Source organism: Bacteroides luhongzhouii (assembly GCF_009193295.2).
GTDB classification, from domain to species: domain Bacteria; phylum Bacteroidota; class Bacteroidia; order Bacteroidales; family Bacteroidaceae; genus Bacteroides; species Bacteroides luhongzhouii.
Window position 1 is genome coordinate 343,183 of the sequence record NZ_CP059973.1, and the last position, 25,226, is coordinate 368,408.

25 protein-coding genes, 1 tRNA gene and 1 pseudogene are annotated in these 25,226 nt (G+C 40.9%); 6 read left to right on the forward strand and 21 right to left on the reverse strand.

Annotation, left to right across the window (positions count from 1 at the left end; genetic code table 11):
* Window position 1 precedes the first annotated feature (1 nt).
* Window positions 2-604, forward strand: coding sequence for a response regulator transcription factor (locus GD631_RS01255; protein WP_143260005.1), 603 nt, complete (start codon window positions 2-4; stop codon window positions 602-604).
* A 90-nt stretch (window positions 605-694) separates the two neighbouring features.
* Window positions 695-3,157 carry a TonB-dependent receptor gene (locus GD631_RS01260; RefSeq protein ID WP_185911550.1) on the forward strand — a complete coding sequence of 821 codons (2,463 nt, stop codon included), beginning with the start codon at window positions 695-697 and terminating at the stop codon, window positions 3,155-3,157.
* Between the two features lie 453 nt (window positions 3,158-3,610).
* Here the strand turns inward: GD631_RS01260 and GD631_RS01265 are convergent, their stop codons facing one another.
* The 4 genes from GD631_RS01265 to metA are packed head-to-tail and all read right to left on the reverse strand — an operon-like array spanning window position 3,611 to window position 7,853.
* On the reverse strand, window positions 3,611-4,117 hold the full coding sequence (locus GD631_RS01265; RefSeq protein ID WP_185911627.1) for a GNAT family N-acetyltransferase: 507 nt from the start codon (window positions 4,115-4,117) through the stop codon (window positions 3,611-3,613).
* A 39-nt stretch (window positions 4,118-4,156) separates the two neighbouring features.
* On the reverse strand, window positions 4,157-5,113 hold the full coding sequence (locus GD631_RS01270; RefSeq protein WP_143260007.1) for a zinc ribbon domain-containing protein: 957 nt from the start codon (window positions 5,111-5,113) through the stop codon (window positions 4,157-4,159).
* Complete coding sequence (locus GD631_RS01275) at window positions 5,110-6,939, reverse strand: peptidase U32 family protein (protein ID WP_143260008.1); 1,830 nt, start codon at window positions 6,937-6,939, stop codon at window positions 5,110-5,112. Before GD631_RS01275 ends, GD631_RS01270 begins: the two co-directional genes overlap by 4 nt.
* Window positions 6,936-7,853, reverse strand: a complete 918-nt coding sequence (gene metA / locus GD631_RS01280) for a homoserine O-acetyltransferase MetA (RefSeq protein WP_143260009.1) — start codon at window positions 7,851-7,853, stop codon at window positions 6,936-6,938. Before metA ends, GD631_RS01275 begins: the two co-directional genes overlap by 4 nt.
* A 180-nt stretch (window positions 7,854-8,033) precedes the next feature.
* Between metA and GD631_RS01285 the strand changes: the two genes are divergently transcribed.
* A complete protein-coding gene (locus tag GD631_RS01285; RefSeq protein WP_002559159.1) occupies window positions 8,034-8,204 on the forward strand; it encodes a 4Fe-4S ferredoxin in 171 nt (56 codons plus the stop codon).
* 275 nt (window positions 8,205-8,479) lie between these two features.
* On the opposite strand, the gene GD631_RS01290 is transcribed toward GD631_RS01285, so the two are convergent.
* The 4 genes from GD631_RS01290 to GD631_RS01305 all read right to left on the reverse strand — a co-directional run bounded on the left by GD631_RS01290 (window position 8,480) and on the right by GD631_RS01305 (window position 13,340).
* The gene (locus GD631_RS01290) at window positions 8,480-9,673 is read right to left on the reverse strand and encodes a pyridoxal phosphate-dependent aminotransferase (RefSeq protein WP_143260010.1); all 1,194 of its coding nucleotides are present in this window, start codon (window positions 9,671-9,673) and stop codon (window positions 8,480-8,482) included.
* An 82-nt stretch (window positions 9,674-9,755) separates the two neighbouring features.
* Window positions 9,756-10,973 carry a bifunctional 3,4-dihydroxy-2-butanone-4-phosphate synthase/GTP cyclohydrolase II gene (locus tag GD631_RS01295; protein ID WP_004309056.1) on the reverse strand — a complete coding sequence of 406 codons (1,218 nt, stop codon included), beginning with the start codon at window positions 10,971-10,973 and terminating at the stop codon, window positions 9,756-9,758.
* A gap of 5 nt (window positions 10,974-10,978) precedes the next feature.
* Complete coding sequence (locus tag GD631_RS01300) at window positions 10,979-12,877, reverse strand: LptF/LptG family permease (RefSeq protein ID WP_143260011.1); 1,899 nt, start codon at window positions 12,875-12,877, stop codon at window positions 10,979-10,981.
* Between the two features lie 76 nt (window positions 12,878-12,953).
* Window positions 12,954-13,340 carry an START-like domain-containing protein gene (locus tag GD631_RS01305; RefSeq protein ID WP_143260012.1) on the reverse strand — a complete coding sequence of 129 codons (387 nt, stop codon included), beginning with the start codon at window positions 13,338-13,340 and terminating at the stop codon, window positions 12,954-12,956.
* 224 nt (window positions 13,341-13,564) lie between these two features.
* Here GD631_RS01305 and GD631_RS01310 point away from each other — a divergent pair.
* Window positions 13,565-13,641: transfer RNA gene (locus tag GD631_RS01310), tRNA-Met, on the forward strand.
* A 232-nt stretch (window positions 13,642-13,873) separates the two neighbouring features.
* Here the strand turns inward: GD631_RS01310 and GD631_RS01315 are convergent.
* From GD631_RS01315 to GD631_RS01325, 3 genes are all read right to left on the reverse strand, one after another.
* Window positions 13,874-14,383, reverse strand: a complete 510-nt coding sequence (locus tag GD631_RS01315) for a basic helix-loop-helix domain-containing protein (RefSeq protein ID WP_117937846.1) — start codon at window positions 14,381-14,383, stop codon at window positions 13,874-13,876.
* Window positions 14,384-14,533: 150 nt separating this feature from the next.
* On the reverse strand, window positions 14,534-14,743 hold the full coding sequence (locus GD631_RS01320) for a hypothetical protein (protein WP_087319069.1): 210 nt from the start codon (window positions 14,741-14,743) through the stop codon (window positions 14,534-14,536).
* Window positions 14,744-14,770: 27 nt separating this feature from the next.
* Window positions 14,771-15,070, reverse strand: coding sequence for a hypothetical protein (locus tag GD631_RS01325; protein WP_223225911.1), 300 nt, complete (start codon window positions 15,068-15,070; stop codon window positions 14,771-14,773).
* A gap of 218 nt (window positions 15,071-15,288) precedes the next feature.
* On the opposite strand from GD631_RS01325, the gene GD631_RS01330 reads away from it, so the two are divergent.
* A complete protein-coding gene (locus tag GD631_RS01330) occupies window positions 15,289-15,537 on the forward strand; it encodes a helix-turn-helix domain-containing protein (RefSeq protein WP_049701862.1) in 249 nt (82 codons plus the stop codon).
* A gap of 1 nt (window position 15,538) precedes the next feature.
* On the forward strand, window positions 15,539-16,129 hold the full coding sequence (locus GD631_RS01335; RefSeq protein WP_143260014.1) for an ORF6N domain-containing protein: 591 nt from the start codon (window positions 15,539-15,541) through the stop codon (window positions 16,127-16,129).
* On the opposite strand, the gene GD631_RS01340 is transcribed toward GD631_RS01335, so the two are convergent.
* The 10 genes and pseudogenes from GD631_RS01340 to GD631_RS01385 form a co-directional block, all read right to left on the reverse strand.
* A complete protein-coding gene (locus GD631_RS01340; protein WP_143260015.1) occupies window positions 16,098-16,394 on the reverse strand; it encodes a hypothetical protein in 297 nt (98 codons plus the stop codon). The two genes, GD631_RS01335 and GD631_RS01340, sit on opposite strands and share 32 nt — an antisense overlap.
* Window positions 16,395-16,876: 482 nt before the next feature.
* Window positions 16,877-17,686 carry a phage antirepressor gene (locus GD631_RS01345; protein WP_143260016.1) on the reverse strand — a complete coding sequence of 270 codons (810 nt, stop codon included), beginning with the start codon at window positions 17,684-17,686 and terminating at the stop codon, window positions 16,877-16,879.
* Between the two features lies 1 nt (window position 17,687).
* A complete protein-coding gene (locus GD631_RS01350; RefSeq protein WP_004299051.1) occupies window positions 17,688-18,023 on the reverse strand; it encodes a hypothetical protein in 336 nt (111 codons plus the stop codon).
* Window positions 18,024-18,078: 55 nt separating this feature from the next.
* Window positions 18,079-19,251: a hypothetical protein gene (locus GD631_RS01355; RefSeq protein WP_143260017.1), complete on the reverse strand. Its 1,173-nt coding sequence runs from the start codon at window positions 19,249-19,251 to the stop codon at window positions 18,079-18,081.
* Window positions 19,252-19,272: 21 nt separating this feature from the next.
* Complete coding sequence (locus GD631_RS01360) at window positions 19,273-19,566, reverse strand: helix-turn-helix domain-containing protein (protein WP_143260018.1); 294 nt, start codon at window positions 19,564-19,566, stop codon at window positions 19,273-19,275.
* A gap of 254 nt (window positions 19,567-19,820) precedes the next feature.
* A complete protein-coding gene (locus tag GD631_RS01365) occupies window positions 19,821-20,369 on the reverse strand; it encodes a hypothetical protein (protein ID WP_143260019.1) in 549 nt (182 codons plus the stop codon).
* A 4-nt stretch (window positions 20,370-20,373) separates the two neighbouring features.
* Window positions 20,374-21,591: a tyrosine-type recombinase/integrase gene (locus GD631_RS01370; RefSeq protein WP_185911551.1), complete on the reverse strand. Its 1,218-nt coding sequence runs from the start codon at window positions 21,589-21,591 to the stop codon at window positions 20,374-20,376.
* Window positions 21,592-21,936: 345 nt separating this feature from the next.
* A pseudogene (locus tag GD631_RS01375) lies at window positions 21,937-22,005 on the reverse strand (recombinase family protein); the annotation flags it as partial.
* A 533-nt stretch (window positions 22,006-22,538) separates the two neighbouring features.
* The gene (locus tag GD631_RS01380) at window positions 22,539-23,894 is read right to left on the reverse strand and encodes a MutS-related protein (protein WP_143260020.1); all 1,356 of its coding nucleotides are present in this window, start codon (window positions 23,892-23,894) and stop codon (window positions 22,539-22,541) included.
* Complete coding sequence (locus GD631_RS01385; protein ID WP_143260021.1) at window positions 23,887-25,221, reverse strand: MutS-related protein; 1,335 nt, start codon at window positions 25,219-25,221, stop codon at window positions 23,887-23,889. Before GD631_RS01385 ends, GD631_RS01380 begins: the two co-directional genes overlap by 8 nt.
* Window positions 25,222-25,226: the final 5 nt, after the last annotated feature.

The following is a 25,226-nucleotide window of genomic DNA, read 5'->3' on the forward strand; positions in this document are numbered from 1 at the left end:
AATGAATCATCAACCCGAAATAGCCATTGTAGAAGCAAACACACTAACCAGTCTCGGCCTGAAAGGAATCCTGGAAGAAATGATTCCTATGGCAACCATACGCACCTTCCATCAATTCAGTGAACTGATGGATGATACGCCGGATATGTATGCCCATTATTTCATTTCTGCGCAGATTTACGTGGAGCACAATGCTTTCTTTCTCCCCCGGAAACGAAAAACGATTGTATTAGCAAGTGACAGTCCGCAATTCCAACTGTCCGGCGTGCCTGTACTCAACATCCATGAATCCGAGGAAGAGCTGGTGAAAAATATATTGAAACTCCACCAACACGCCCACCACAACGGCTATCCGGTGAAAGACATGCCGTCCATGCCTCCGACACAACCTCATCAGGAGATTTTATCTTCCCGTGAAATAGAAGTGCTCGTACTGATAACCAAAGGATTAATCAACAAAGAAATTGCAGATAAACTGAATATCAGCCTGACCACCGTTATCACTCACCGGAAAAATATCACAGAGAAATTAGGCATCAAATCCGTCTCCGGACTGACTATTTATGCGGTAATGAACGGGTATATCGAGGCTGACCGGATCTGACGCGTCCTCTATGGTGAACAAATCCTAATAAATGAGGATTGACCATTGTCTATATTTGCCGTTACTTTGCACCAGATAAATTAACAGCAGATGAAGACAAAGAATATTATGATTGCCCTTACACTCCTGACGACAGGAACAGCATGGGCTGAAGATTTCCCCAAAGACTCACTAAAAATAGTAGACATCGAAGAAGTGGTAGTGATTGCTACCCCGAAAGAGAATCGTAAATTGCGTGAATTGCCGGTAGCCGCCACTGTTTTATCACAAGATAATATGCGAGCCTATCAGGTGAACTCTGTAAAAAACCTGACAGGCATTGTCCCCAATCTGTTTATCCCCGATTATGGTTCCAAACTGACCACTTCCATTTATATCCGCGGAATCGGCTCACGTATCAACACTCCGTCCGTAGGACTTTATGTAGACAACATCCCTTATATCGACAAATCCGCTTTCGACTTCAACTATGCTGATATCGAACGTATTGACATTCTCCGTGGACCACAAGGTACTCTCTACGGACGTAATACGATGGGAGGACTTATCAAAGTACACACAAAATCGCCTTTCACTTATCAAGGTACTGATATCCGCATGGGAGCAGCAACTTACAATAATTATAATGTTTCACTCACCCACTATCATCGGACATCCGACCGCTTCGCTTTTTCTACCGGAGGTTTCTACGAACACACAGGTGGCTTCTTTGAAAATTCGGCAAGAAATAACGAAAAAGTAGACAAGAGCAATGCCGGTGGCGGACGTTTCCGTGGTATTTACCTGCCTACTTCGAACCTGAAAATAGATATGGCTCTTAGCTATGAATATAGCGATCAAGGCGGTTATCCCTATTATTATACCGGGATTACCCCCAGTGCAATAGCTAAAGCGAAAGAAAATGGTAAAGAAATTACAGAAGACCGGGCAGATTATATCGGTAAGATTTCATATAACGACCGCAGCAGTTACCGCCGTGGATTACTCAACTCCGGTGTTAACATCGAATATCAAGCTAACAACTTTATATTAAGTGCCGTGACAGGTTATCAGAACTTGAACGACCGTATGTTTCTCGATCAGGATTTCACAGAAAGAGATATTTTCAATATTGAGCAAAAGCAACGTGCAAACACCATTTCCGAAGAGATTGTGTTGAAAGCCAAACCCGGAAAAAGATGGCAATGGGCTACGGGAGCTTTCGGATTCTATCAATGGCTGCATACGACAGGTCCTGTTTTGTTTAAAGAAGAAGGTGTGAAGTCGGTCATTGAAAACAACGCCAATGCCGCTTTTAAAGAAGTATCTGCCAAACCCGGAGCTCCCACCATGGGAATGACTGTACACAACCCGTCATTAAGCGTAGGAGGAACTTTCGATACTCCGACTCTTAGCGGCGCACTTTATCATCAGTCTACTTTCAGCAACTTGTTCATAGAAGGGCTGTCCGTTACAGCCGGCCTCCGGCTCGATTACGAGAAAATCAGTATGAAGTATAATTCTCTTAGCACTCCTATCGACTTTGGTTTTGATTTTCACATGGCAAAGGGTCCCATGCAAATCAACCTGTCCGATCAGAATATGAAAGCCCCGGCCTCTTTTGTAGGCAAGCTCTCTACTGATTATGTACAGCTTCTACCCAAATTTGCTATTCAATATGAATGGAAGAATCAAAATAACGTTTATGCCACCGTTACCCGGGGATATCGTTCGGGAGGATATAACATCCAAATGTTCTCTGACTTATCACAAACAGAATTGAAAAATTCGATGATGAATGCCATCAAAGAAAGTCCGACAATAGGACAAGATCCCACCTGGGGAGCAACCATTATTAAAATGATGGACCAAATGGTGCCTGCAAAAGAGATTGATGTAAAAGCGTCCACTACTTACAAACCCGAATATTCGTGGAACTACGAAGTAGGTAGCCACCTTACTTTATGGGAAGGCAGACTTTGGGCCGACGTCGCAGCATTCTACATGGATACCCGCGACCAACAACTCTCCCAATTTGCAGAAAGTGGTTTGGGACGTATCACTATCAATGCAGGAAAAAGCCGCAGTTATGGTGCAGAAGCAGCTCTTCGTGCCAGTGTGACAAAAGCATTTAATCTGAATGTTAGTTACGGATATACGTATGCCACTTTTACGGATTATGTAATCACAGAAGAGAAAAAAGATGGCACTCCTATAACTACGGATTATAATGGCAAATACGTACCCTTCGTCCCCAAACACACTCTGAACATCGGTGGAGAATATGCCATCACTTGCAGTCCGCGCTCTATCTTCGACCGGGTTGTATTCCAAGCTAATTATAACGCTGCAGGACGTATCTACTGGAGTGAACAAAACGATGTCAGTCAATCTTTCTATGGCACACTCAACTGGAGAACGAATCTGGAAATCGGCGACGCAATGATTAGTTTTTGGGCACGCAACTTCCTGAATAAAGACTATGCCGCCTTCTACTTTGAAACAATGAACAAAGGCTTTATGCAGAAAGGACGCCCAATGCAGTTTGGGGTAGATCTCCGCTGCCGCTTCTAATCATTCTCACTCATAGAGATATTATTTAGTCATTTTATTGTCAGCTAAAGATTTTATCCATATAGAACAATGATTATCAACTCATTGACACCTGACAATAAGTGCTGACAATAACCCAAAAACAGGCTGACAATAAAAGATTCAGACTTTTATTGTCAGCCTGTCTCTTATAGATTGATGGCATAAAATACGTGATAGAAGAACGTATGCCTCTATGAAGTATGTATTATAAAGCCGTTATACTTAATTAATCCAATAAGCATTGTTCTCTTAAACCTACGCTATCTTTACCTTTCCATGGCTGTGGTAACTTCTCTTCACGGCCGTGGAGAGATCTCGTCACGGCTGTGGGAAGAAGTCACCACGGCCGTGGGAAGGTAAAGATAGCGGTACCTTCACACAACTATACCGGCATCTTAACAGAACTATACCGGTGTCTTGGCATTACTTTACCTACAGTTTCCTATTGGGCACACGCATCATCTGATAAGCGATACGCTCTGTCCCGTTCTTTACATAAATGATGCCACAACGTTGAAAGCCATACTTCGTCAATATATGCTGCATGACTTTATTGTCCCGATGAGTATCTACCCGAACATTGGGCCAACGTTCGAAGCACCAGTTCAGGCAAGTTTCCGATACCCCTTTCCGTTTTCCGTTCGTTGCCAACCGGTGAACCACTCCATAAGGTTCATTATTAAGCCATGCTCCTTCATAAATTTGTTGATAAGTAGGATCTTCTCCCAAGATAAAACAAAAAGTCCCCAAGATTTCTCCCTGTTCATCTATGCAGACAAAGCTATGTCTATCCTCAATTTCCCGACGAATCAATCCTTCAGAAGGATAGCCGTCAATCCATTGGGTAGTATTTCCGGTTGCACGCATGAAAGCACGGGCATAGTCATAAATCTCCATCACCAAAGGGAGATCTTTTATTTCGGTAGACCTGATTTCCATCATTTAAAACGTTATTCAGCAATAAAACAGATAATAAAATCACTCATTGATTGCTCCACAATGGGGACATATACCTTTCTCTTTTAATTTCTCCCCACAACGCCCACAACGATACTTATACCCAATGTTCCGATAGACTTTCTTCGCAAAAACCAGCATAAAAAAGGCAAGGAACAGATAACCGATATAAATATGGGTCATCAGGATAAAGAAGAAATAGCAGAAAATACAGCAGGACATCAACCCCAGCAGATAAAAGATAGCTGCAGCGGGAGTCAACTGTCGGAACAAATCATCCAGCACCGCCAAAGCGACTATCAAAAACAACCAGATACTCAACAAAAAGACAGAGAGAATAAAAGGAACTTTGAACGGCGACAAAGTAGGATTGAAATAAAAATGCTCCCACGTTTCCGGCACAAAGACCTGCATCGATTCATAAATCGTTGCACTGAAAGCCATCAACAAACAGAGAAATAATGGATAAACACTATCTATATCATTAAAATAGACCATCTGCAACTGCTTTCGACGAAAAGCACGAAACAGATATACACCGACGAATAAAGCGAAGATGATAATGAAATAAGAAGCATGCGTATCACTGAAAAGATGAATGGCCTGCGAAATACTATCAGTCGGCACAAATGAATTTTTGAGTTCTTTTTCGCGTATCCAGCCTTGTTCTTCCTGTGTATGAGCCAACTTTACCCAAATACTGTCTACACTATCGGCCGGGTGAACCGCAAACTCTGCCACCACTACCCTATCTCCTTTATTCAACTGAATAAAAGTATCTTTTATCGGAAGACATTCCAAAGAGATGGAATCATCGACTACTTCCAGATTGGTATTCCATGTATAATGCCGCTCGTACAAGTAAGCCAACGAGTCTTTCGTCTTCTTCGACAGTTCTTCCGAATCCAAAGCCGGTGCTTTATAATAACAAGACGAAAACAAAAATAAACATAGTAGTAGGTTCATCACTGTTTTCATTGAGCCACTTTTACTTTCATTTGACAATTCTTACAATCAAATTCCAGACGAAAACGTTTGCCGTCATTTGACACCAGATAATAGGGTTCTTTATAAGGTGAACGCACCCGTTGATGGATAGGACACCACCCCATACTATAACGCAAACAATGTTTGCAGAACATCAGTACCGCATCTTCCACCGCTTCTTTTTCGTAAGCCGCCGCTATCTGTTGCACCCCATGTTCCTGATAGAAAGAAGCCGCACGAGTATTCATGACATTCCCCAAATAGGTTAGCGTCGTTTGTGGAAAAGCATGATTGGTTGACTTCCATACCGACAATTCCTGACGGTAATTAATTCGACGGGCAGTTATTAACCGGTCGATTGCCTGCCGGCGGAAATCGGCTAATACCGAAGCCGGCAGAAACCAGTTGTCGGTAAAAGAGATTTTTATTTCTTTTGCTTCGAAAGGCGTATTTCCCAATTTAGACAGTTGCGTTTTCAGGTTGTCCGTCTGTGGAGTTCGGGCCAGCTCTTTCTCACGTGGAAGGGTGATTGTGACGCTATTATTATCTTCGTCAGTCAATGTCAAAGAGAAACCGAAATTATTATCGGCAAGCAACATTCGCACTGCGATTTTCCTTTCGGCAGATTTACGGGAAAGCACTCGTTCAAATTCCTGGTCGAAATTACGATACAATGTGGTACGAGGCTTGATGCGAGGCATTTCCTGTGGATACAGTTTGTTACTGTCCACCCGATTGATGCGGAATCCCTGCAAACGTCCCTGCTCGTCGATATAACAAACACCGTCTCCATTATTAAAGGATTTAAGTCCAGCAACCGTCAGATAGTTGCCCCGAGCCTCTTTCATGGTTCCCATCTCTTCGCCCAACGACTTGGGAGTATCGAAAGAGAAAATCTCTTTGTCACGTCCATGCAGGAAATAATGTGTGAATCCACGACTGAAACTCTTATCCAATTGCGGCTTAAACTCGAAACTGCACGTACCCGAAGAAGCCCGTACATATTCCGGACGACGGGCAAAGATAGCATCCAACTTCTGACGATATGCAGCCGTTACATTCTTCACGTAAGAAACGTCTTTCAGTCGTCCCTCTATCTTGAACGATGAAGCTCCGGCATCCAGCAATTGCTCCAGTTCGTCACTTTGATTCATATCTTTCAGGGAAAGCAGGTGCTTGTCTTTGACAATCACTTTCCCGTCCGCGTCTACCAGACTAAAAGGCAAACGGCAGAATTGCGCACATTCTCCCCGGTTGGCGCTGCGACCGAAACAGGCTTGGCTGACGTAGCACTGCCCGCTATAGCTGACACAAAGTGCCCCATGCACAAATACCTCCAAAGGTACCTCCGGGCAACTTTCATGTATCTTCTTTATTTCACGCAATGATAATTCCCGCGCCAAGACTACTTGTCGGAAACCTGCCTCCCAAAGGAACTTCACTTTTTCCGGTGTACGGTTGTCCATCTGTGTACTGGCATGAAGCGGTATCGGAGGAAGATTCAACTTCGTGATTCCCATGTCCTGCACAATCAGCGCGTCTACGCCAATCCGATAAAGCGCATGAATCATCTCCTCCGTCTCTTTCAACTCTTCTTCTTTCAGAATCGTATTGACCGTGACATAAATACGTGCATTATACAAATGGGCATGCCGCACCAATGATTCAATATCTTCCAATGAGTTCACAGCCGCCGCACGGGCACCGAACTTCGGAGCACCGATATATACTGCATCTGCACCATGGTTGATAGCTTCAATGCCACATTCCAGGTTTTTCGCCGGAGCGAGAAGTTCTATTTTACGCTGCTTTATCATTTAATATCGTTGATGTTGTAAGGTGTTTCCTGATAAACGAAGTAGTTCAGCCAATTGGAGAACAACAAATTGGCATGAGCACGCCAACGTACCAACGGGCCTTTTTCAGGATCATTGTCTATATAATAATTGCGGGGCATCTCTATCGGCAAGCCTTTATCGAGATCGCGACGGTATTCCGTGTCCAGTGTCAGCGGAGAATATTCAGAGTGTCCCGTGACAAAGAATTCACGACCACCCCGTGCCATTGCCATATAGACACCGGCATCTTTCGATTCGGAAAGCAACGTCAGTTCCGGAACTTTCAGAATGTCTTCCCTGCGTACTTCCGTATGACGGCTATGCGGCACATAGAAACAATCATCAAAACCACGGAAGATGGAGTGGAAAGGTTCCAATACCTGATGTTCAAAGATACCGAACATCTTCTCTTTCAACGGATATTTAGGGACTCCATAATGATGGTACAACCCGGCTTGCGCAGCCCAGCATATATATAAGGTAGAAGTGACATGCGTACGTGCCCAATCAAAGATTTCCGTAATCTCATCCCAATAGGTCACCTCCTCGAAGTCCATCTGCTCTACAGGAGCTCCGGTGATAATCATGCCGTCATACTTCTCGTGACGCATCTGTTCGAAATCTGTATAGAACGTTTTCATGTGTTCTATCGGCGTATTCTTTGACGTGTGGCTCTTGATCTTCATAAATGAAATCTCCACTTGAAGAGGTGTATTGGAGAGTAAGCGCACCAAGTCTGTTTCCGTTGTAATCTTCAACGGCATCAGGTTCAGAATCACAATCCGTAGCGGACGAATATCCTGTTGCGTAGCGCGGGAAGCGTCGATCACAAAAATATTTTCTTCCTTCAAAAGCTCTATCGCAGGTAGTTTATCGGGTAAATTTAAAGGCATAATCGCTATATATTAGTAATTTGAGTGCAAAAATACGAAAAATATAGCAGATTATAGGGAGGTAGCTTATTTAGAAGACGTACAAATTAAGTCAATTTAAACATAGAAGCATAACAACCAATCAATAAAAGCCTTATTTTTGCCGAAGAAATTAGTACTAATAATTTAAATCTTAGAAAAATGGCATACGTAATTAGTGACGATTGTATTGCTTGCGGAACTTGCATTGACGAGTGTCCGGTAGAAGCTATCTCTGAAGGTGATATCTATTCTATCAACCCAGATGTATGTACTGACTGTGGTACTTGTGCAGATGTTTGTCCGTCTGAAGCAATTCACCCGGCTGAATAATACAAGTTACAAAAAGAGTATAGGCTGTTTTCTACGGAAGGCAGCCTTTTTTATTCTTCTACATTTTCTTATTTTCTCCACCACAGATGACACGGATGAACACAGACTATTTATATTCAACTAAAAAATGGAATGATGTGTGTCCACCCCCTCTCGAAAACAAAAAAAATTCCCTCACTACATTATGTTGTAGCAAGGGAATCACAAATTAAATAATTCTCAAACAATAAATATTCTTTTAATCTGTGTTCATCCGTGTAATCCACGGTGAACTCTTATTTCAACTTAGCCAATGCTTCTTTGATACGACGGATAGCCTCTACGATATTTTCATCGCTTGTAGCATAACTCATACGGATACATTCAGGAGCACCAAAAGAGGCACCACCTACGCAAGCCACGTGAGCTTCTTCAAGCAAGTACATTGCCAAATCATCTGAATCTGCAATCTTACGTTCACCGTTGCTCTTTCCAAAGAAAGCATCGCATTTCGGGAACAGATAGAAAGCACCTTGCGGAACGTTTACCTCAAATCCCGGAACTTCCTTAGCCAACTTCACAATCAGGTCACGACGGCGTTGGAATGCTTTCTGCATTTCTTTTACCGGTTCTTGTGTTCCTGTATATGCCACTTCAGCAGCTTTTTGAGAAACAGAGCAAGGACCTGAAGTGTACTGACCTTGCAACTTGTTGCAAGCTTTTACAATCCATTCCGGACCGGCAATGAAACCGATTCTCCATCCTGTCATAGCGTAAGCCTTGGATACACCGTTTACAATCACTGTGCGTTCCTTCATTTCAGGGAATTGAGCGATACTCTGATGCGCACCGATATAATTGATATGTTCGTAAATCTCGTCAGCGATTACTATCACCTGCGGATGTTTAGCCAATACTGCAGACAATCCGGCCAATTCTTCTTTTGTATATACAGAACCTGTCGGATTAGACGGAGAACAAAGAATCAATGCTTTCGTCTTCGGAGTAATGGCTGCTTCCAACTGTTCCGGAGTAATCTTGAAATCTTGTTCGATACCTGCCGAAACAATTACGGGAGTACCTTCTGCCATTTTCACCATTTCCGGGTAGCTCACCCAGTAAGGAACCGGCACGATAACTTCGTCACCCGGATTTACCAATACAAGGATTGTATTACAAACAGATTGTTTGGCACCATTTGCACACGAAATCTGAGCGGCTGTATATTCCAGACCGTTTTCTTTTTTCAGTTTCTCAACAATAGCATTGCGCAAAGCCGGATAACCCGGTACTGGAGAGTAACGAGAAAAGTTATCATCTATGGCTTTTTTCGCAGCTTCTTTGATGTGGTCAGGAGTATTAAAATCCGGTTCTCCTACACTTAAGTTAATAACATCAACACCCTGTGCCTTGAGCTCGTTGCTCTTTTGCGACATGGCAAGCGTCGCCGACGGCGACAAGCTGTTCAAACGATCTGATAATTGATTCATTCTGTATCTATTTTATTGTTGTTGAGTGAAATTCGTTGCAAAATAAGCGATAATATTTGATATATGAAAACAAATTGGTAATTTACTTATTAAAATGTAAAGTATGCCCCATTCTTTCTTTCTTTGTTCTCAAGTATCGTTCATTATACGGGTTAGGAACTGTTTCAACAGGTACATTTTCTACTATCTCCAATCCGTATGCTTCCAAACCAACACGTTTCACCGGATTATTTGTCAAAAGTCTCATTTTGTGTACTCCCAGCTCACGAAGGATTTGTGCGCCTACTCCATAATCACGTTCGTCGGCAAGGTGTCCCAAACAAATATTCGCGTCAACAGTATCCATACCGTCTTCCTGCAACTTATATGCTTTCATCTTTTCCATCAGACCGATGCCGCGTCCTTCCTGATTGAGGTAAACCACCACGCCTTTTCCTTCTTTTTCGATCATTTCCATCGCTTTATGCAGCTGCTCGCCACAGTCACAACGTTGTGAGCCAAGGATATCTCCAGTAGCACAAGAGGAATGGACACGTACCAAGATAGGTTCGTCTTCACTCCATGTTCCTTTAAATATAGCCATGTGCTCCAATCCGTTTGATTTCTGGCGGAAAGGAATCAGACGGAACTTTCCGTGTTCGGTAGGCATGTTTACTTCCACTCCTTTTTCTACAATGGATTCCTGTTTCAGGCGATAAACGATCAGATCATGGATAGAAATCAGTTTCAGTCCGTGTTCGTCTGCCATCTGACGGAGTTCGGGCAAACGTGCCATTGTTCCGTCTTCACTCATGATTTCCATCAAGGCACCCGCCGGGTAAAGTCCTGCCAGACGAGCCATATCAATCGTAGCTTCTGTATGTCCGGCACGACGAAGTACTCCTTTTTCTTGCGCGTACAACGGATTGATATGTCCGGGACGACCGAAAGTAGCCGGTGTAGAAGTCGGATCGGCCAACGCTTGAATAGTAGCGGCACGGTCGGAAGCGGAAACACCTGTTGTACAACCTTCCAGTTTGTCAATGGTAACCGTAAAAGGAGTTCCCAACACGGAAGTATTGTCACTTACCTGATGCGGTAAATCCAACTCCTTGCAACGAGACACTGTGACAGGTGCACAAAGTACGCCACGTGCATGTTTCAACATGAAATTTACTTTTTCGGGAGTTATCTTTTCAGCTGCAATAATCAAGTCGCCTTCGTTTTCGCGGTCTTCATCATCCACTACTATGACAAACTTGCCTTCTTTGAAGTCGGCAATCGCGTCTTCTATTCTATCCATTTTAATAGTCTCTTTCATAACACTTATTTATTGATTTTCTGTATGATGAATTGAATTTGTTCATTGTTCTTTATAATCCGTTCCATATCCTTAGCCAGACGAACACGGAACGCCCAGATACGGAAATAGAAAAATAAACCGATAGGGAAAATGACTCCGGCTACCAGATTCAACCAATATATATGGAACGGGCGCACATGAGCAGAAACGGAAATAACCGGATAATTGTTTAATGCACCGATCAAAGTGGCAGATTTCGTATTGGACATTTCTTCAACCAACGCTTCCAACTTTTCATTGATTGCCATCACCTCGTTATCATCCTCACTCGCCATCCACAACTTAAAGTAATTCGGTGCTTTTTCCAATCGTTTCCTGGCGGCATACGCTTTACACTCTGCCGATAGTTGTTCCAAATCACCAGTCAGACGTGCGTAATCAGGATCATGAATAATCACTTCTTTCTTAAATAAATGGCGTACACTACGAATTCCCACAATCTTTTTAAACCAGTTGATATAGGCGTCTGCATTAAGCACCACAGAGTCTTTATTCGATTTATAAGTAAGGAAGATTCCTAATGGGGCAAGAACCGCGCTACTCGTCCACATTCCCATCCAAACAATCCACTTACCATCGCGGGCCATTTTATATCCTGTATTATCAATGATATAGTAAATGATAAACACCAACACTGATACGATTACCGGCATTCCCAAACCTCCTTTACGGATAATACCCCCCAACGGAGCTCCGATAAAGAAGAACAGCAGACAAGAAAGTGAAATCGTTATCTTCTTATGCCATTCCGTCTTATGTTTTCGAATACTATAATCATTGTTCTCCATCGTGAATTTCTTGAACCCAAGATCGTTAGCCACGTTCTCCGCACGACTGACAGCAGAAGAAATCACCTTCTGTTTCTGCGTTAAAGAGGCTACTTCGTAAAGACTGTCTACATTATATTCATGAATATCCGCCTTTTCTATTTTGATCGTATCTTCCTTTGTCAATCCATAAGAAGGACGGAAGTTTCCTTCTGCCACTTCCCTGTAATACTGTCGCCCGATACTGTCGCCCACTACCGTCATTGAATCTATGGAACTCTGCAACTGTGCCATATCCTTAGCACTGGACTGCTTACCCATGATCTCACCGTCAACCATATTGAAATCGGAATTAAACTCAATAATGGTATGTTTTTCCCGGAATTCCTCGCGTCGATAAGGTACATTCTCCGATTTCATACTTTGGGCTTTCAGATTCTCAAATAAATCTCCGCTATACAAATGTAACCAAAGATGCTGTTTATCCGCGGTCATTTCCAAACGCCCGGAATCAGCATATATAATACGTGCTTTCTCAAAGCCATCTTTCATACTATAAATCAGCACATCATATAACATACCGGTCTTCCGGTTCTTTTTAGCTACCTTTAAATTATAGTCTTTGATTTCAGAATAGAAAACCCCTTCCGGAATATCCAGCTCCGGAGATTTTTGTTTCATCGAAAGGATCAGGGTTCCCAGCTTAGCCTGGGCGATAGGACCTACTACATTTTGGAAATAGAATGAGACACCGACAAGCCCACAAACGAAGAAAGCAAGCGGACGCATGATTTTAAGGAGGGAAATACCTGCAGCTTTCATCGCAAGCAATTCATAACGCTCGCCAAAGTTACCGAAAGTAATCAAAGAAGCCAGTAACACCGCCAATGGCAACGATACTGGCACTAGTGTTAATGCGGAATAAAAGAAGAATTGAGCCATTACGCTCATCTCCAATCCCTTCCCGACCAATTCGTCTACATATCTCCACAGGAACTGCATCATGAATATGAACAGACAGATGAAGAATGTACCAATAAAGAGCATCAAAAAGCTCTTTACGATGAATATATCTAATTTCTTTATGCGTAGCATCTTAATAGGTTCGTGCAATTAGGATGCAAAATTAGCACAAAAAAAGGAGCATCGAAAATTTTTAGTTGAAAGTTAACTAAAAACCACAAGTTCTTCTTAATTTAGCTACTTGTGACTCCCACAATTCTTTCATATCATCCACTTCATCCGGCTCTGCGAAATCGGTAATTTCCAACACATAGTCACTAGTCAGCTCATTATAAGTCATCTTGATTTCAAAATAATCACGTTCGTTTTCATCATCCTGCCAACGGAAGCGGATAAAAGAGAAAGAGCGAATGGCAATAATCTCTGCTTTCCTCAGTTCTGTCTTCCCCCAATGGAACTCTACTATTTTATCGTCAGAAACAACTTTGTCGGCAAACCAGTCCTCCAACCCGGTCGGTGTACTAATAGCTCCCCAAAGAATATTTTTAGACGTTGCATTCAACAAATACTCCAAATGAATCTTTTCCTTTTTCATAGCAATTTCGAATTGTTTTTACGTGTGCCAAGATAAATACTTTTTTCTAAATACACCGCATAAATCAGACACTTTATTTAATTATTCTTTCATTATCGAGCCTCAAACTCCCTGTTTATAGGGAAAATCAGGACCCTTCTTAAAGAAAAAACACAAAAAAGTTATGAATTGTTTTGGAGATTATAAAAAATCATCTATCTTTGCACCCGCAATCGAGAAATGATGGCGGGATAGCTCAGCTGGTTAGAGCGCATGATTCATAATCATGAGGTCCCCGGTTCAATCCCGGGTCCCGCTACCAAAGATACCCGTTAAACCTCTGACACAGAGGTTTTTTCATTTAAACAGGTAGCCAAAGGGTAGCCAAAAACAACATAACTACTACTTTTGGTATATAAGAATAACCGTTTGGGAGGCTTCCACTCTTGGGCGGTTTTTTATTTGTAGAACAACCAACAGACGCAAAAAAGAGGCTCACCGATCCGGTTGCCTCTTACTAATTTATCCTTACTTTGATATACCACCTTATTATATTACCGAACAAATAACCGAACCTTTCCCGCTTCCTCTCTATCACCCGGCGTACTTCCAGTTCTTTCCTCACAGAACTTTCTAAACGCTTCGACATTCCCAGATGATAGAATAAACTCGGTCGCAAGTTCCTTCGCTGTCATTTCCTCGATTACTCGCCTACGTAAACGCCTCATCTCTGCATCTTGATTAACCACCCGATAAAACAAACCTTGCGCCTCTATAACGTTATTATATCCCTGTAATATTAGATTGTGTATTTCGTCGTATGGATTATCAAACCCCGCCAACATAATAGGGGTAATGTCACACGCCGCACTCATGCACTCTTTTTGGTGTGCTTTCCGGTTCTTCGTGAAACGTTCTAACCGCTCCTGTTGTAATTCGATTACACTCTCCTTAGTACAACCCATATAGCCGCCGTTTGCTTCGCCTAGATGAATTGTGTTTCTATCAAGTTGCATACCTTTCACTGGGCGACCGTCCGCGTCCAAAATTACTACTTCTTCCATGATTTTATATTTTGTTAGATGTGAATAAATCGAGTTTGTAAGATGAGGCTACACACAACGCAAGCCCCGTTATATTCGGTGCGGCTGTCTCCGCTTCCGTGGCAAATAGCAGGACCGCGCCCGCTATTAATCCGAGTATATAAATCACTTTCATATTGAGTAACTTAATAGTTCGGCTTGTATACTAATTAACTTCATTACATTGGAAGTAAGCAAACCGGAACGAATTACGCCGTTATCTTCCCGTAGACACCCGAATAGATTCTTTATAATTCCCGCATTTGCTAAATTCGCCTCGCAACTAACAGCTATTCGCCACATGCCCGAATCCTGTTTAATACTGATTTCTAGTCCTTTCATTTGAATATGTATTTAGTTCGTTAATAATCAATCACCGCAATAATTTCCCCACCCGCTAAAAGACGAATAATGCTCGCCGCGACCGTAACCGTATGCCAGACATTCAGCCTCAACCTTTGCGGCACGTTCTTCACGTTCACGCTTTGCGGCTTCTACTTCCATTGCGATACGGGCGGCTAGCTCCTGCGCTTCTTGTTTCTTCGCTTCGTGATAAGCGATTGTTTCGGCTCTACGGTCTGCTATTTCTTTGTTGAACTTCGCAACTTTCCAAGCCTTTTTCAGTGCTTCCGAGAAGGTCGGGTACTTTTCCGGTCTAAACTTTCTCATCGTGTGGGCTGATTTCATTATTTCGCTTAAATTGTACCGTTTCATATTATAAATGTTTTATTATTTGTTTTACGATACAAACATAATATATATTATTTGTTTTCGAGCTACAAAATATAAAGTTTAACTTTTGTTTAACTCAAAAAGTAAATGCTATAATATTTGTTTTGTCGCTTTTTAAATATATCTTTGTACCATTAAAATAAATACTATATATTATGGAATTAAGAATCAAAGAATTATGCAAGGCAAAAGGTCTTTTGCAAAAAGAATTAGCCGAGAAGATCGGAGTAACAGATATAGCTCTCCGCGCTTCATTGAAAGGTAATCCAACTATTGGAACATTAGAAAAGGTAGCTAATGCGCTTGACGTGCATATTACGGAGCTATTCGACCAACCAAAGAACAATACAGCCGGAATCACGTGCCCGCACTGCGGAAAGAATATCAATATCAAAGTAGAATAAGGTGGAACAACTCGAAGTAATACAAAGTAAGATTTACGACATACGCGGCTGTAAAGTGATGTTAGATTTTGATTTGGCTGAAATGTACGGAACGGAAACAAAGTATTTAAAGCGGTCGGTAAAGAATAACCTTAAACGTTTTCCTAGTGACTTCATGTTTGAACTAACTAAAGACGAATGGGATTCTTTAAGGTGCAATTTTAGCACCTTAAACGGTGGGCGCGGTCAGCATCCTAAATATATGCCTTATGCTTTCACGGAACTAGGCGTTTCAATGCTTAGTAGTGTGCTCAACTCTGATTTAGCAATTGAGGTTAATATAAATATTATGCGTGCTTTCGTTGCGGTTCGTCAGTTGTTATTATCTCCTTCGACTAATCCAGTACAGGAACTACAAAACGAAGTCAAGGAATTAAAAGAGTACATCGAAGAAGTGTTTGCAGACTATAACGACATTAACGACGACACCCGGACACAGTTAGAGTTAATAAACCAGACGTTAGCCGAACTGCAGGCGCAAAAGGCTTTAGCAGATAAGCCGCGTAATCCTATCGGCTTTCCTATTCCGAATAAGGATAAGAAGAAAAAATAATTTGGGCTGTCTGATTGGCTGTCACATTGGCTATCTGATTGGCTGTAAATTTTACAGTAGTAGACGCTGCAACTATTACGGGCGTACTATCTACCGTAAAATTTACGGTAGTTGTTGCGGTAGTCAGTAGCGAAGTACGAAAAAATCGTAGTGGACTACTTTGGTGCAGGCTATCCGGTCGCCCGTTACTTGCTTCGTTGGTTGATTTGCGTGTCTGTCTGCGTTTCGTTTGTGTTTCCTTGCTGTTTCCTTGCTGTTTCCTCAACGCCTACAAGGTTGATGTTATATGATTGTATGTCATTCGCTTAAGGTGTTTCTTTACTGTTTCCTTTTGCGTATCGTCTGTCTCTTATCCTGTCCCTCGACCTGTCCCGGAATGTTCCATCTTAAAGCGGAAACACGTTGATAAATAGCAGATTAAAACGGCTGCAACCTGTCCCGTTTGCTGTCCCTCGCTTTGTCCCGGTTCGCTTCATGTTGCTACGCAAATACAAGCCCGTAGCGGAATTATCTTTCTTTGTGTGATAACTCGATAGACGGCGAGGCGTTCGGTTGTCTCATGGCTTCGTATTCGGTGATGAACGATACAAAGCGGGTGCGGACGCTTAGAGACATGGCAAAGGGGGTATGATTTTTATTTTTTGACGCGACTCTGTGAAACCCACTTCACCCCATCTTTTTACACGCGGGATATTTTTTCGGGTGGGGGTGACCGTTGGGGGTAGTAAAATTTATCATTACTCATCTTTAATTCAGTAGTTTAGATGTCGTTTCTTGATATAAATTAATAATAAAATATGCGCCTTTTTCCGTCCAATACATGTGCTCTATCGTTTTAATCTCACCTGTTCTTGAATCGGTGCGGGCAAATGTTTGATAACCTTCCAATCCCTTTCCGCGAAGGTCGGAGTAGAGAAAATACAAACCGCTTTGTTTATACTGTATTCCTGATTCACATAGGAATTTATTTAATCTCTGGGCACTTATTCCCAACTTTGCGGCTATCGTGTTAGTAGTAACTAGAGACGAAGAAGATAATACAGTATCGAAATACTCCGCTTTTGGCTGCATCGCTTCGATAGCTTTTGCGTTAGCCTCTCTTTGTGCACGGAGTAAGGCGTTTTGTTCCTGCTCGCTCTTTAGGGTGGTGAGCAACTGTATCAGGGCGTCCGGGTTCTGGAACATCTGCACAACAGTTTCGGGCGTCATATACGCGCCATGTTTGCGAATACTTGGCAATATCTCTTCACATACCCAATCTTGAAAGGCTTCCGCTTGCGGTAATTTGGATCGCATTATTAATCTAAGAACGTCGCCCTCATTGATAAATGACATCTCTACTACCTGATTCGTTACTACGCCGTGTTGATTGGTTGTGTGGGCGACCCCGTCGCGCTTTGTCACTCGCTTGCAATGCTTACTAATTGCATCCCTAGTATTTGCGTATCCCAATGCGCGCGCCACATCTACAGCCGCAAATAAAGGTTCTCCGCTTTCACTTGTTGCGGTTCTTACTTCTCCGAATCTCTCGTTTTTGAAAATAGTAATCTCGTTCATCTTAATTTGATTTTAAATTGTGTTTACTGCTGTTTAAAGAATCGTGATTCATGGAGCGTTTCGGCTTCACATACTCGAAATGCCTTTCAGAGTCGGACAAATCACTGAACATCATTTCGATTTCTTCCGGCACTGGTTCAATCTCCGTATCATTGTCCGGATCGGCAACACGAAGAAAGCAGGATAAAATATACTGCATGATTTCGTAATTGCTTTTAAACTTGAACTTTTTGCGGATTTCGTCGAGTCGCTCCCATTGCTTCGGGTCGATACGTACAGGAACTTTTTTTGTTTCTCCCATTGCTTTGCGCCGTTCGGCTTTCTTTATTGCATCCATAGTTTTAATGTGTTTTATTGAGTGAATATATCGTTTTGATTAATCTTTGGTTGTCTCATCCTGTATCGAATCCTTCCAGATCGGGCGGTTTTCCTCTACATTTTCCGGCGTTTGAATTGGTGTCGTACTTTTTCGCATTGAATAATGGCGGGTTGTTGGCGTTTGGCGGCGGTTCGTTTTCCGGTGATGAAAATGCAACCAAAACGCCCTTTATCTTAATTCCGTTTTGGTTGCACTTTTCACTATTTGATGAGGCATACAAAAACTCCGTTTCGGTTTCACTTTTGGCATTTCGTTCCTGTTGGATATTGTTGCTTTCATTTACTTTATCATCGAATTTTTCCTTTACAAAAACGCCGTTTCGGTTGCATTTTTCGTTATCCATGTCTCGCAGATACTTACATTCTATTGAAATGAGATTTTTTAAATTCTCTTTTATCTGTGTAGCTCCGATCCGTTCGGCTAATGCAATAAACTTCTTTTTCATCCTGCATCGTTTAACCTTGTCAAGTGCTTGCCAATCATCACCAAGAAATAACGCAAATAAATCTCGTTCTTTCTTGCTTAATCCTTCCAATGGTACAGCCTCAACAATTACAACATCTTCCAACGTATCGAGCAAAAGAGCCTCAAACCTTTCCCAAACATCGGCACTAAGCAAGTATCTCAACATTGGCGTATAGATGTGCTTTTTCTTTAAATATGTATTTGTTGCGCTTATCTCAATACGTAGAATACTATCAAAGCCCGATACGCCGCACTGTTTTCCCTTATCGTATATTTTTAGCTTATACGAATCGGCTTCGTAGATAAGCCCTATCTTTCCTATCGGAGTAAATGTATAACCCTTGTACATTCTTATCGCTTTCAATATTCGTTGCGGATCATAGGGTAGTTTTAAATTTACGCCAAATTCGACGCTATAAAGCCGCGTAATATCGGAATTAATCCCGTAGACTTTTTGCAATTCAGTAAATACACGGCACAAGTCAGACAGCCGGAAAGAATCGGCATTATGCAAACCGCCGTTAGCGTACTTATGTAGGCTACCGTGTAAATTACATAATTTGCGGATTTCTCCCGTAGTTACGTCTACTCTGTCAGTGAAACCAAATATCAGCCCCTCAATGTTGATATAAACCGCTTTAGGGCTTATATCAACACCTAGTTTATTGGCTAATTGGTGCACATCAAGGGCTAAACTGCTTGTTTTAAAGCCGTCGATCATTGAATAAAATACGTGTGGTTGTTATACTCTCGCCCGGTGATTCATTGTGTAGGTAGTCGCCTTCATCGCGATTTCTTCCGATGTAGACACGCGATTCTGTAAAAGCCATTCGGATAGCTCATCACGTTTAAAATAAATCATTTTCCCGTTTGGCTTATAGTGTATTACTTTTCCGCCGGACGTTAATTTATAGAGATGTGAACGCGTTACGCCCATAAATACGCACGCTTCATCAAAGGTTAATATTTCCTTTGTTCCTAATCCGGCTAATAAAATAGCCTGTTCTAATTTTGATAATCTTTCTTCTGTCGTCATGTCCTACTAATGTTTTATTTTGGTTCATTAATAGGCGTGCACGCCTTATATTTGGCTGTAATTACATGACAAAGATAGAGGAAGGAAAACAAATGAAATAATGTGTTAGATACTATTTTGTGTATTTTGCATGAATCTTTATAAAAGGGATACGATTACTATTAGCTAACCTTTAAAAATATATTTTTAGGTACCCATTTGTAAAGTTTACTACTATTTATTTTTGTTATACCACTAGTGTACAATAAATTAACTTATTCTATATTCAGTAGGTTATTTTTTATTTCGCCTAAATCATAATAGAATAGGCACATTTTTTCCTTTTTCAGTATTCCGCTCGCATATACATTTACATATTCAACATGCTGCGTAATGATACATATTTCTATAAATCTCAAAAGTGTAGGTTTTGAGATTTTAAGAATTTTCATGATAAAGTCTCTCTCTACTATAAAAGAGTCCATGTCTAATTTAGCTATTTCTTTTTTGGTTTCTTTATCTACTTTAATTATACAACAACTCCTGCGCCCAATCTTTACTCCCGCATGTGTTTCAATATACGATCTGATTTCATGTTTTTCTTTTCCGGCTTTAACATCATTAATGTAGTTAGAAATAGAATCTATCAGATTTTGCCTGTTTTTTATACGGACATTGCAGCCTTTTTCTAATTTTGGTTTTTTCTTTGCTTTTAGGTTTCCTATCTTCTTTTGAAAATCAGAGCGATTTATGAGCCCATTTATATCCTCCGTTTCATACAACAGCCTTAAAACGTCCTCTTTGTCTATATACGCGTTTAGCATAACATTACAATTTAAGTTTCGGTAAACTATTTATAGCTGCTTCTTTCAAGCTGTCAACGGCGCGCGTGTATTTCTCCGTGTGTTTTAATCCGCTATGTCCTAACAAGCTTGCAACGGTTTTAATATTAGCCCCATTATTCAGGATATTCACCGCAAAGGAATGGCGGGCACAATGCCATGTTATATGTTTGGTTATCCCCGCCCGCTTAGTCCAACGCCTTAGCGCTTTAAGGCACATTGTAGCACTTGGCAATCTGAAAATAGTTTCTTCCTCGTATTGTTCCGTATGAGGTTCTCCGATCAACTGTAACAAATCATCATTTAAAGGAATCACAACCCCACTATTTGCACTATGTCCCTTTGTTTTATTCTGCTCGAAACTAAGTATTTTATTTGAGTAGTCTACATTCGAGTATTTCAAATCCTGCACATCACAAAAACGAATACCCGTATATAAACAGAATATAAACGCCCGCCTTATTTCGGGATTCTCGTTATCATAATGCGTACTTATCAAAGCTTGCATTTCCTCTAATGAAAGAACATCCTTTCTTAAGACTTGTTTATCGCACTTGCAAACAACACCTTTGCACGGGTTCTTTGCTATTACATCGTTATCTATTGCGTAATTGATAACCTTTTTAAACTTGCTATAATAATCTAATGCGCCCTCGCCCTTGCTCCTACTCTGCAAGTATTCTACGAAAAGAGACACCATGTCTTTTGTAATTTGTTCGGGCTTAAGGTATGTACTATATTGTGGGTATTCTATTTTCAGGAAGTCAATAAAACGGGTTAATACACCTTTCATCATTCGAACATCTTTCTTTGTGTATCGGTCGTTATATGCTTGAAAATAATCAAGAAAATTAACCTTTCGCTCTTTCCTCAACCTGTATCCGGTAATGTTTTCTAACAATTCTTGACTGCGTTCAAACCGAATCTTTTTTGCCAGTTCTAATGTTTCTTTATTTTGCTGTCTTTCAAGTGGGGTTCTTGGAGCTTGCCAAAGATAAAGTTTTAAAGCCTCTCTCTTTCTGTCTTTCTTGGCTACCGTCTTATCTTTCGACTCATCATATACCATTATATATCCCAAATAATAATCAAGAAACAAGCTTTCTCGACCGTCAGAGAGTATCTTTGCCCCCAATTTCGGATTATCCGTATCGTCCGTGCTTATCATATAAGTATTATCAGACCTTACCACTTTCTTTGCTGCCATGTTTTATAAGTATTCAAGTTGCTTTTAGTTTCCTTTATTTGCAAAGATACATATTATTTTCTATCCGGGTAGCCAAAGGGTAGCCAAAAGAGCGAAAATAGATGAAAAATAAGGGCAACAAAGGAAAATTCAAAAATCATTTCCCATTGATTATCAAATACATACTATCTTTTATTTTCTTTTGTTTATTGGGTTTTGTAGCGGGTCCCGCTACTTGATAAGAATAAGGCATTTGAGAGGCTTCCACTCTTGGGTGCCTTTTTCTTTTATACATCAATTGGTGGCGGTTTACACTATGGTTTACACCAGCGTAAATCTACCCTGTTAGTTTGCATAATCTAAAAATATTTGTCTGCTCGTGTCCTGTCTGTCATTACTTGACGAAACACGGGCATATATTACGGCTGTTTTCATTTTATTCTTTGATTAAATTGATAATACGAAAGAATGTGTTCAAACCACCTTTGCAGGTTTATTTGAATACATTCCTGTTTTGAACACAATAAATAGTTAGTGACGTTTATCCGCTTCCTCATCATCCCATAAGCCAACTATAAAGAACGAGCAAGATTAACGGAACACAATCCTTATTCATAGCTGTACCCAAAAGCAATTTAAATCCGAAATCGGTATATGGATTTACGTATTTATCCTGAATTCCTTCTGTTCTTAATAGTCGTTTAAAAATCAAGTTATGGAAATGCCCTAATAAACTTTCCGCCCAGTTATGTATAAAAAAAACAATAATCAGGTGAAAGTCAAACGGAAAGGGATCTTTTAACAGAAGAATAAAAAATACAGATAGCCTCTTGTTGTATTATATAAAAAATGTAATATTAATTGTCCGTTAAGATGTTATTTAACGTAGGTCCGATATAAATGCATGTATAATCTGAAAACTGCAACATACCCGAAGTGATACAATAATAATTTGCATGATGAATCTCTCATTTTTTCTGGGGTTGTTTTCTTCTGCGGATGATATCTACAATGTGTTCATTTTCAATAATAATCATTCCATGCTTGTCATTAGTAATACCTGTTTCCAAACGGTATGTATAAGTCGGGACTTTCTCCTTCATTATAGTAGGTAAGTAGGAGAATGATACATTATTACATGATTTTGCCAAATCCTGTCCGACTTCTATGATATGTGTTGATATCATAAACGAACAAGTGCGTCTTTTTGCCAATGCGGCGGTCACGGCCAAAGTGGCATCATAGGCGTCTTTCACATTCGTTCCTTTGAACAATTCGTCGAAAATAACAACTAACCGTTTGGAAAGGCTCACTTCTATTGCCACTTTCTTTACCCTTAATACTTCTGCATAAAAATGACTGTATCCCATATTTATATTGTCCGGTACATTGATAGAGGTGTACATCCCGTCCTGCACTGTGAATTGCATGTTTTTTGCCGCTATGGGAAATCCCATGTGAGCCATATAAACCGCTATTCCGAAAGATTTCATTAAGGTCGATTTTCCGGCCATATTCGCTCCCGTCAGGAAAAATATGTTTTTGTTTCTCGTTATTTCCAAGTCGTTGGATATTGCTCCCGGTATGTGAGGATGGAATAATCCGCAAATGTTCACAGATACTTCATGATCAGCGTAAGCTGTTGCAAAACAGAATTTCCGTTCTTTAGCTACTCTACCCACCACGATAGCCACATCCAATTCATAAAACAGCTCCAATAACTTTAACAAAGAATCGTTCAGAGAGTATGACAATACTTTGTCGAGGATAAATAAATCTTTCAAATTCATATTCTCATTGGCATCTACCGATAGCAACCGGCGCATTTGACCGTTCCGCAGCAGGGTTATCCCATACGTTACACGTTCCTCTAAAGAAGTTCCTTTCACCACTTCGGGTAATGTTTCCAGATATGTCGACGCTTTTTTCAAAAAAGCAAGTGTGATGCTCACTTGTTCCTGCCAGATATGTAGGCGCGGATCGTTACTGAGCAACTTCATAGCTTCTAATTTACAAAGGCGAAAGAATGAATTTACCCAATGTCCTCCACCATTGGAGCCAGTAAGGTATTGCTCTACAATCTCAAAATTCTCATGATTTTCCGGAAACGTTGACGTATGGTCGCTAAAGCATTTGAAGACTGCACTTCGTTTATTTATTTCTTCTGCATTCGTTAACGGATGATTAAACATTTGTTCCAGCAACAATTCGCCGCCATGAGTAGTCGTATCGCAAAAAAGGCTATAAATCGAATTGTTTTTATATTTCCCCAGAATGTTTAAGTCATTCAAGGTTTGCTTGTCTATTTCAAAATTCTTATTCATCTTCTTTGCCGTTTATAATATCAATGATTTTCTCGTTATTAATAATTATCATTCCATGACGATCGTTTGTAATACCTTCTGTGAGATGGTAAGTGTATACAGGTTTATTACCGTCCATTGAAGTGGGCAGGTAAACAAAGCGAATGTTGTTGCAGCGCTCTTTCAATGTGGTTCCTACCTCAATGATATGGGTGGAAATGATGAAAGTACAATCCGATACTTCAGCAAAAGCTTCTGTCACAGCTAATGTTGCGTCATAAGCGTCTTTTACGTTTGTTCCTCGAAATAACTCGTCAAAAACAATAAACAGTCTTGCTCCTTGCTCCATTTGTTGCGCTACCTTTTTCAGACGCAGCACCTCTGAATAGAAATGACTGTATCCCATGTTCAGGTTATCCGGCAGGTTGATTGTCGTAAACATGCCGTCATATACAGAGAACTCCATTGATTCCGCAGGAACGGGAAAACCGACATGAGCAAGATATACCGCAATAGAAACGGACTTCATGAATGTTGATTTCCCGGCCATATTAGCACCGGTCAGAAATATTATGCTACTGTCCTTATCTACATAAAGAGTGTTGCCTACCGGATGGGACAGAAAAGGATGGAACACACCCTTCAAACTCAGGATATTACGTTCGGAAGGGTAAACTTGCGGATAAGTGAACTTTCGCTCGCCTGCAATCTGTGCCACTGTGGTATAGACATCTATTAAATAGACATAATATAACATCTTACGGATGCGTCCACCTTCTTCAAATCGCAAAATTTTGTCATAACTCACAGCCTTTTCATAACTAATCTTCTTCTTTCCTTTCTCATCCGGATACCAACTCCATTTTTCGTTTTGTAACAATTGACGCAATGTTGTATGTATCTCTGCTATATTTGTATACGTTTCGTCTTCCGGAGCCCTCAAAAAGTCGTCCAATGTATTGAATAGTTCCAGGCATCCCATGATTCCGCCATGTATCCATGAATATTCAGCATCTGTGGTAATGAAGCTTTTCACTTTGCGTTCCAGTGTATTGTCTTGCATCATCAATTGGCTTCTGCTGTCCGTGTTGTCAAGATAAAACTCAACAGCATCAAATATGCAGCTGCGGAACGGAAAAACTGTCTTATGCTCTCCGTAGTAACGAATCATATTCACTCGTTTCTGTATTGTTTTCACTTCAGCAAGTGGATATAGGAACATTTCCTCCAATAATTTCGCACCTCCCCGAGTCTTCACCCGATTGAATATCTCATATATTGTTTTTGTCCGTCCTGTCCCGAAAACGGCCAAATCATTCAATGTCTGCGTATCTATCTGAAAAACCATAAGTA

Excerpts from the sequence above, each read along its gene's own strand:
- GD631_RS01275 (WP_143260008.1), bottom strand. The coding sequence starts at position 6,939 with ATGATAAAGCAGCGTAAAATAGAACTTCTCGCTCCGGCGAAAAACCTG.
- GD631_RS01380 (WP_143260020.1), bottom strand. The coding sequence starts at position 23,894 with ATGAATAAGAATTTTGAAATAGACAAGCAAACCTTGAATGACTTAAAC.
- GD631_RS01370 (WP_185911551.1), bottom strand. The coding sequence starts at position 21,591 with ATGGCAGCAAAGAAAGTGGTAAGGTCTGATAATACTTATATGATAAGC.
- GD631_RS01270 (WP_143260007.1), bottom strand. The coding sequence starts at position 5,113 with ATGAAAACAGTGATGAACCTACTACTATGTTTATTTTTGTTTTCGTCT.
- metA (WP_143260009.1), bottom strand. The coding sequence starts at position 7,853 with ATGCCTTTAAATTTACCCGATAAACTACCTGCGATAGAGCTTTTGAAG.
- GD631_RS01320 (WP_087319069.1), bottom strand. The coding sequence starts at position 14,743 with ATGAAAGGACTAGAAATCAGTATTAAACAGGATTCGGGCATGTGGCGA.
- GD631_RS01360 (WP_143260018.1), bottom strand. The coding sequence starts at position 19,566 with ATGACGACAGAAGAAAGATTATCAAAATTAGAACAGGCTATTTTATTA.
- GD631_RS01315 (WP_117937846.1), bottom strand. The coding sequence starts at position 14,383 with ATGGAAGAAGTAGTAATTTTGGACGCGGACGGTCGCCCAGTGAAAGGT.
- GD631_RS01350 (WP_004299051.1), bottom strand. The coding sequence starts at position 18,023 with ATGGATGCAATAAAGAAAGCCGAACGGCGCAAAGCAATGGGAGAAACA.
- GD631_RS01305 (WP_143260012.1), bottom strand. The coding sequence starts at position 13,340 with ATGAAAAAGGAAAAGATTCATTTGGAGTATTTGTTGAATGCAACGTCT.
- GD631_RS01385 (WP_143260021.1), bottom strand. The coding sequence starts at position 25,221 with ATGGTTTTTCAGATAGATACGCAGACATTGAATGATTTGGCCGTTTTC.
- GD631_RS01265 (WP_185911627.1), bottom strand. The coding sequence starts at position 4,117 with ATGGAAATCAGGTCTACCGAAATAAAAGATCTCCCTTTGGTGATGGAG.
- GD631_RS01255 (WP_143260005.1), top strand. The coding sequence starts at position 2 with ATGAATCATCAACCCGAAATAGCCATTGTAGAAGCAAACACACTAACC.
- GD631_RS01355 (WP_143260017.1), bottom strand. The coding sequence starts at position 19,251 with ATGATCGACGGCTTTAAAACAAGCAGTTTAGCCCTTGATGTGCACCAA.
- GD631_RS01290 (WP_143260010.1), bottom strand. The coding sequence starts at position 9,673 with ATGAATCAATTATCAGATCGTTTGAACAGCTTGTCGCCGTCGGCGACG.
- GD631_RS01295 (WP_004309056.1), bottom strand. The coding sequence starts at position 10,973 with ATGAAAGAGACTATTAAAATGGATAGAATAGAAGACGCGATTGCCGAC.
- GD631_RS01325 (WP_223225911.1), bottom strand. The coding sequence starts at position 15,070 with ATGAGAAAGTTTAGACCGGAAAAGTACCCGACCTTCTCGGAAGCACTG.
- GD631_RS01365 (WP_143260019.1), bottom strand. The coding sequence starts at position 20,369 with ATGCTAAACGCGTATATAGACAAAGAGGACGTTTTAAGGCTGTTGTAT.
- GD631_RS01345 (WP_143260016.1), bottom strand. The coding sequence starts at position 17,686 with ATGAACGAGATTACTATTTTCAAAAACGAGAGATTCGGAGAAGTAAGA.
- GD631_RS01260 (WP_185911550.1), top strand. The coding sequence starts at position 695 with ATGAAGACAAAGAATATTATGATTGCCCTTACACTCCTGACGACAGGA.
- GD631_RS01330 (WP_049701862.1), top strand. The coding sequence starts at position 15,289 with ATGGAATTAAGAATCAAAGAATTATGCAAGGCAAAAGGTCTTTTGCAA.
- GD631_RS01300 (WP_143260011.1), bottom strand. The coding sequence starts at position 12,877 with ATGCTACGCATAAAGAAATTAGATATATTCATCGTAAAGAGCTTTTTG.
- GD631_RS01285 (WP_002559159.1), top strand. The coding sequence starts at position 8,034 with ATGGCATACGTAATTAGTGACGATTGTATTGCTTGCGGAACTTGCATT.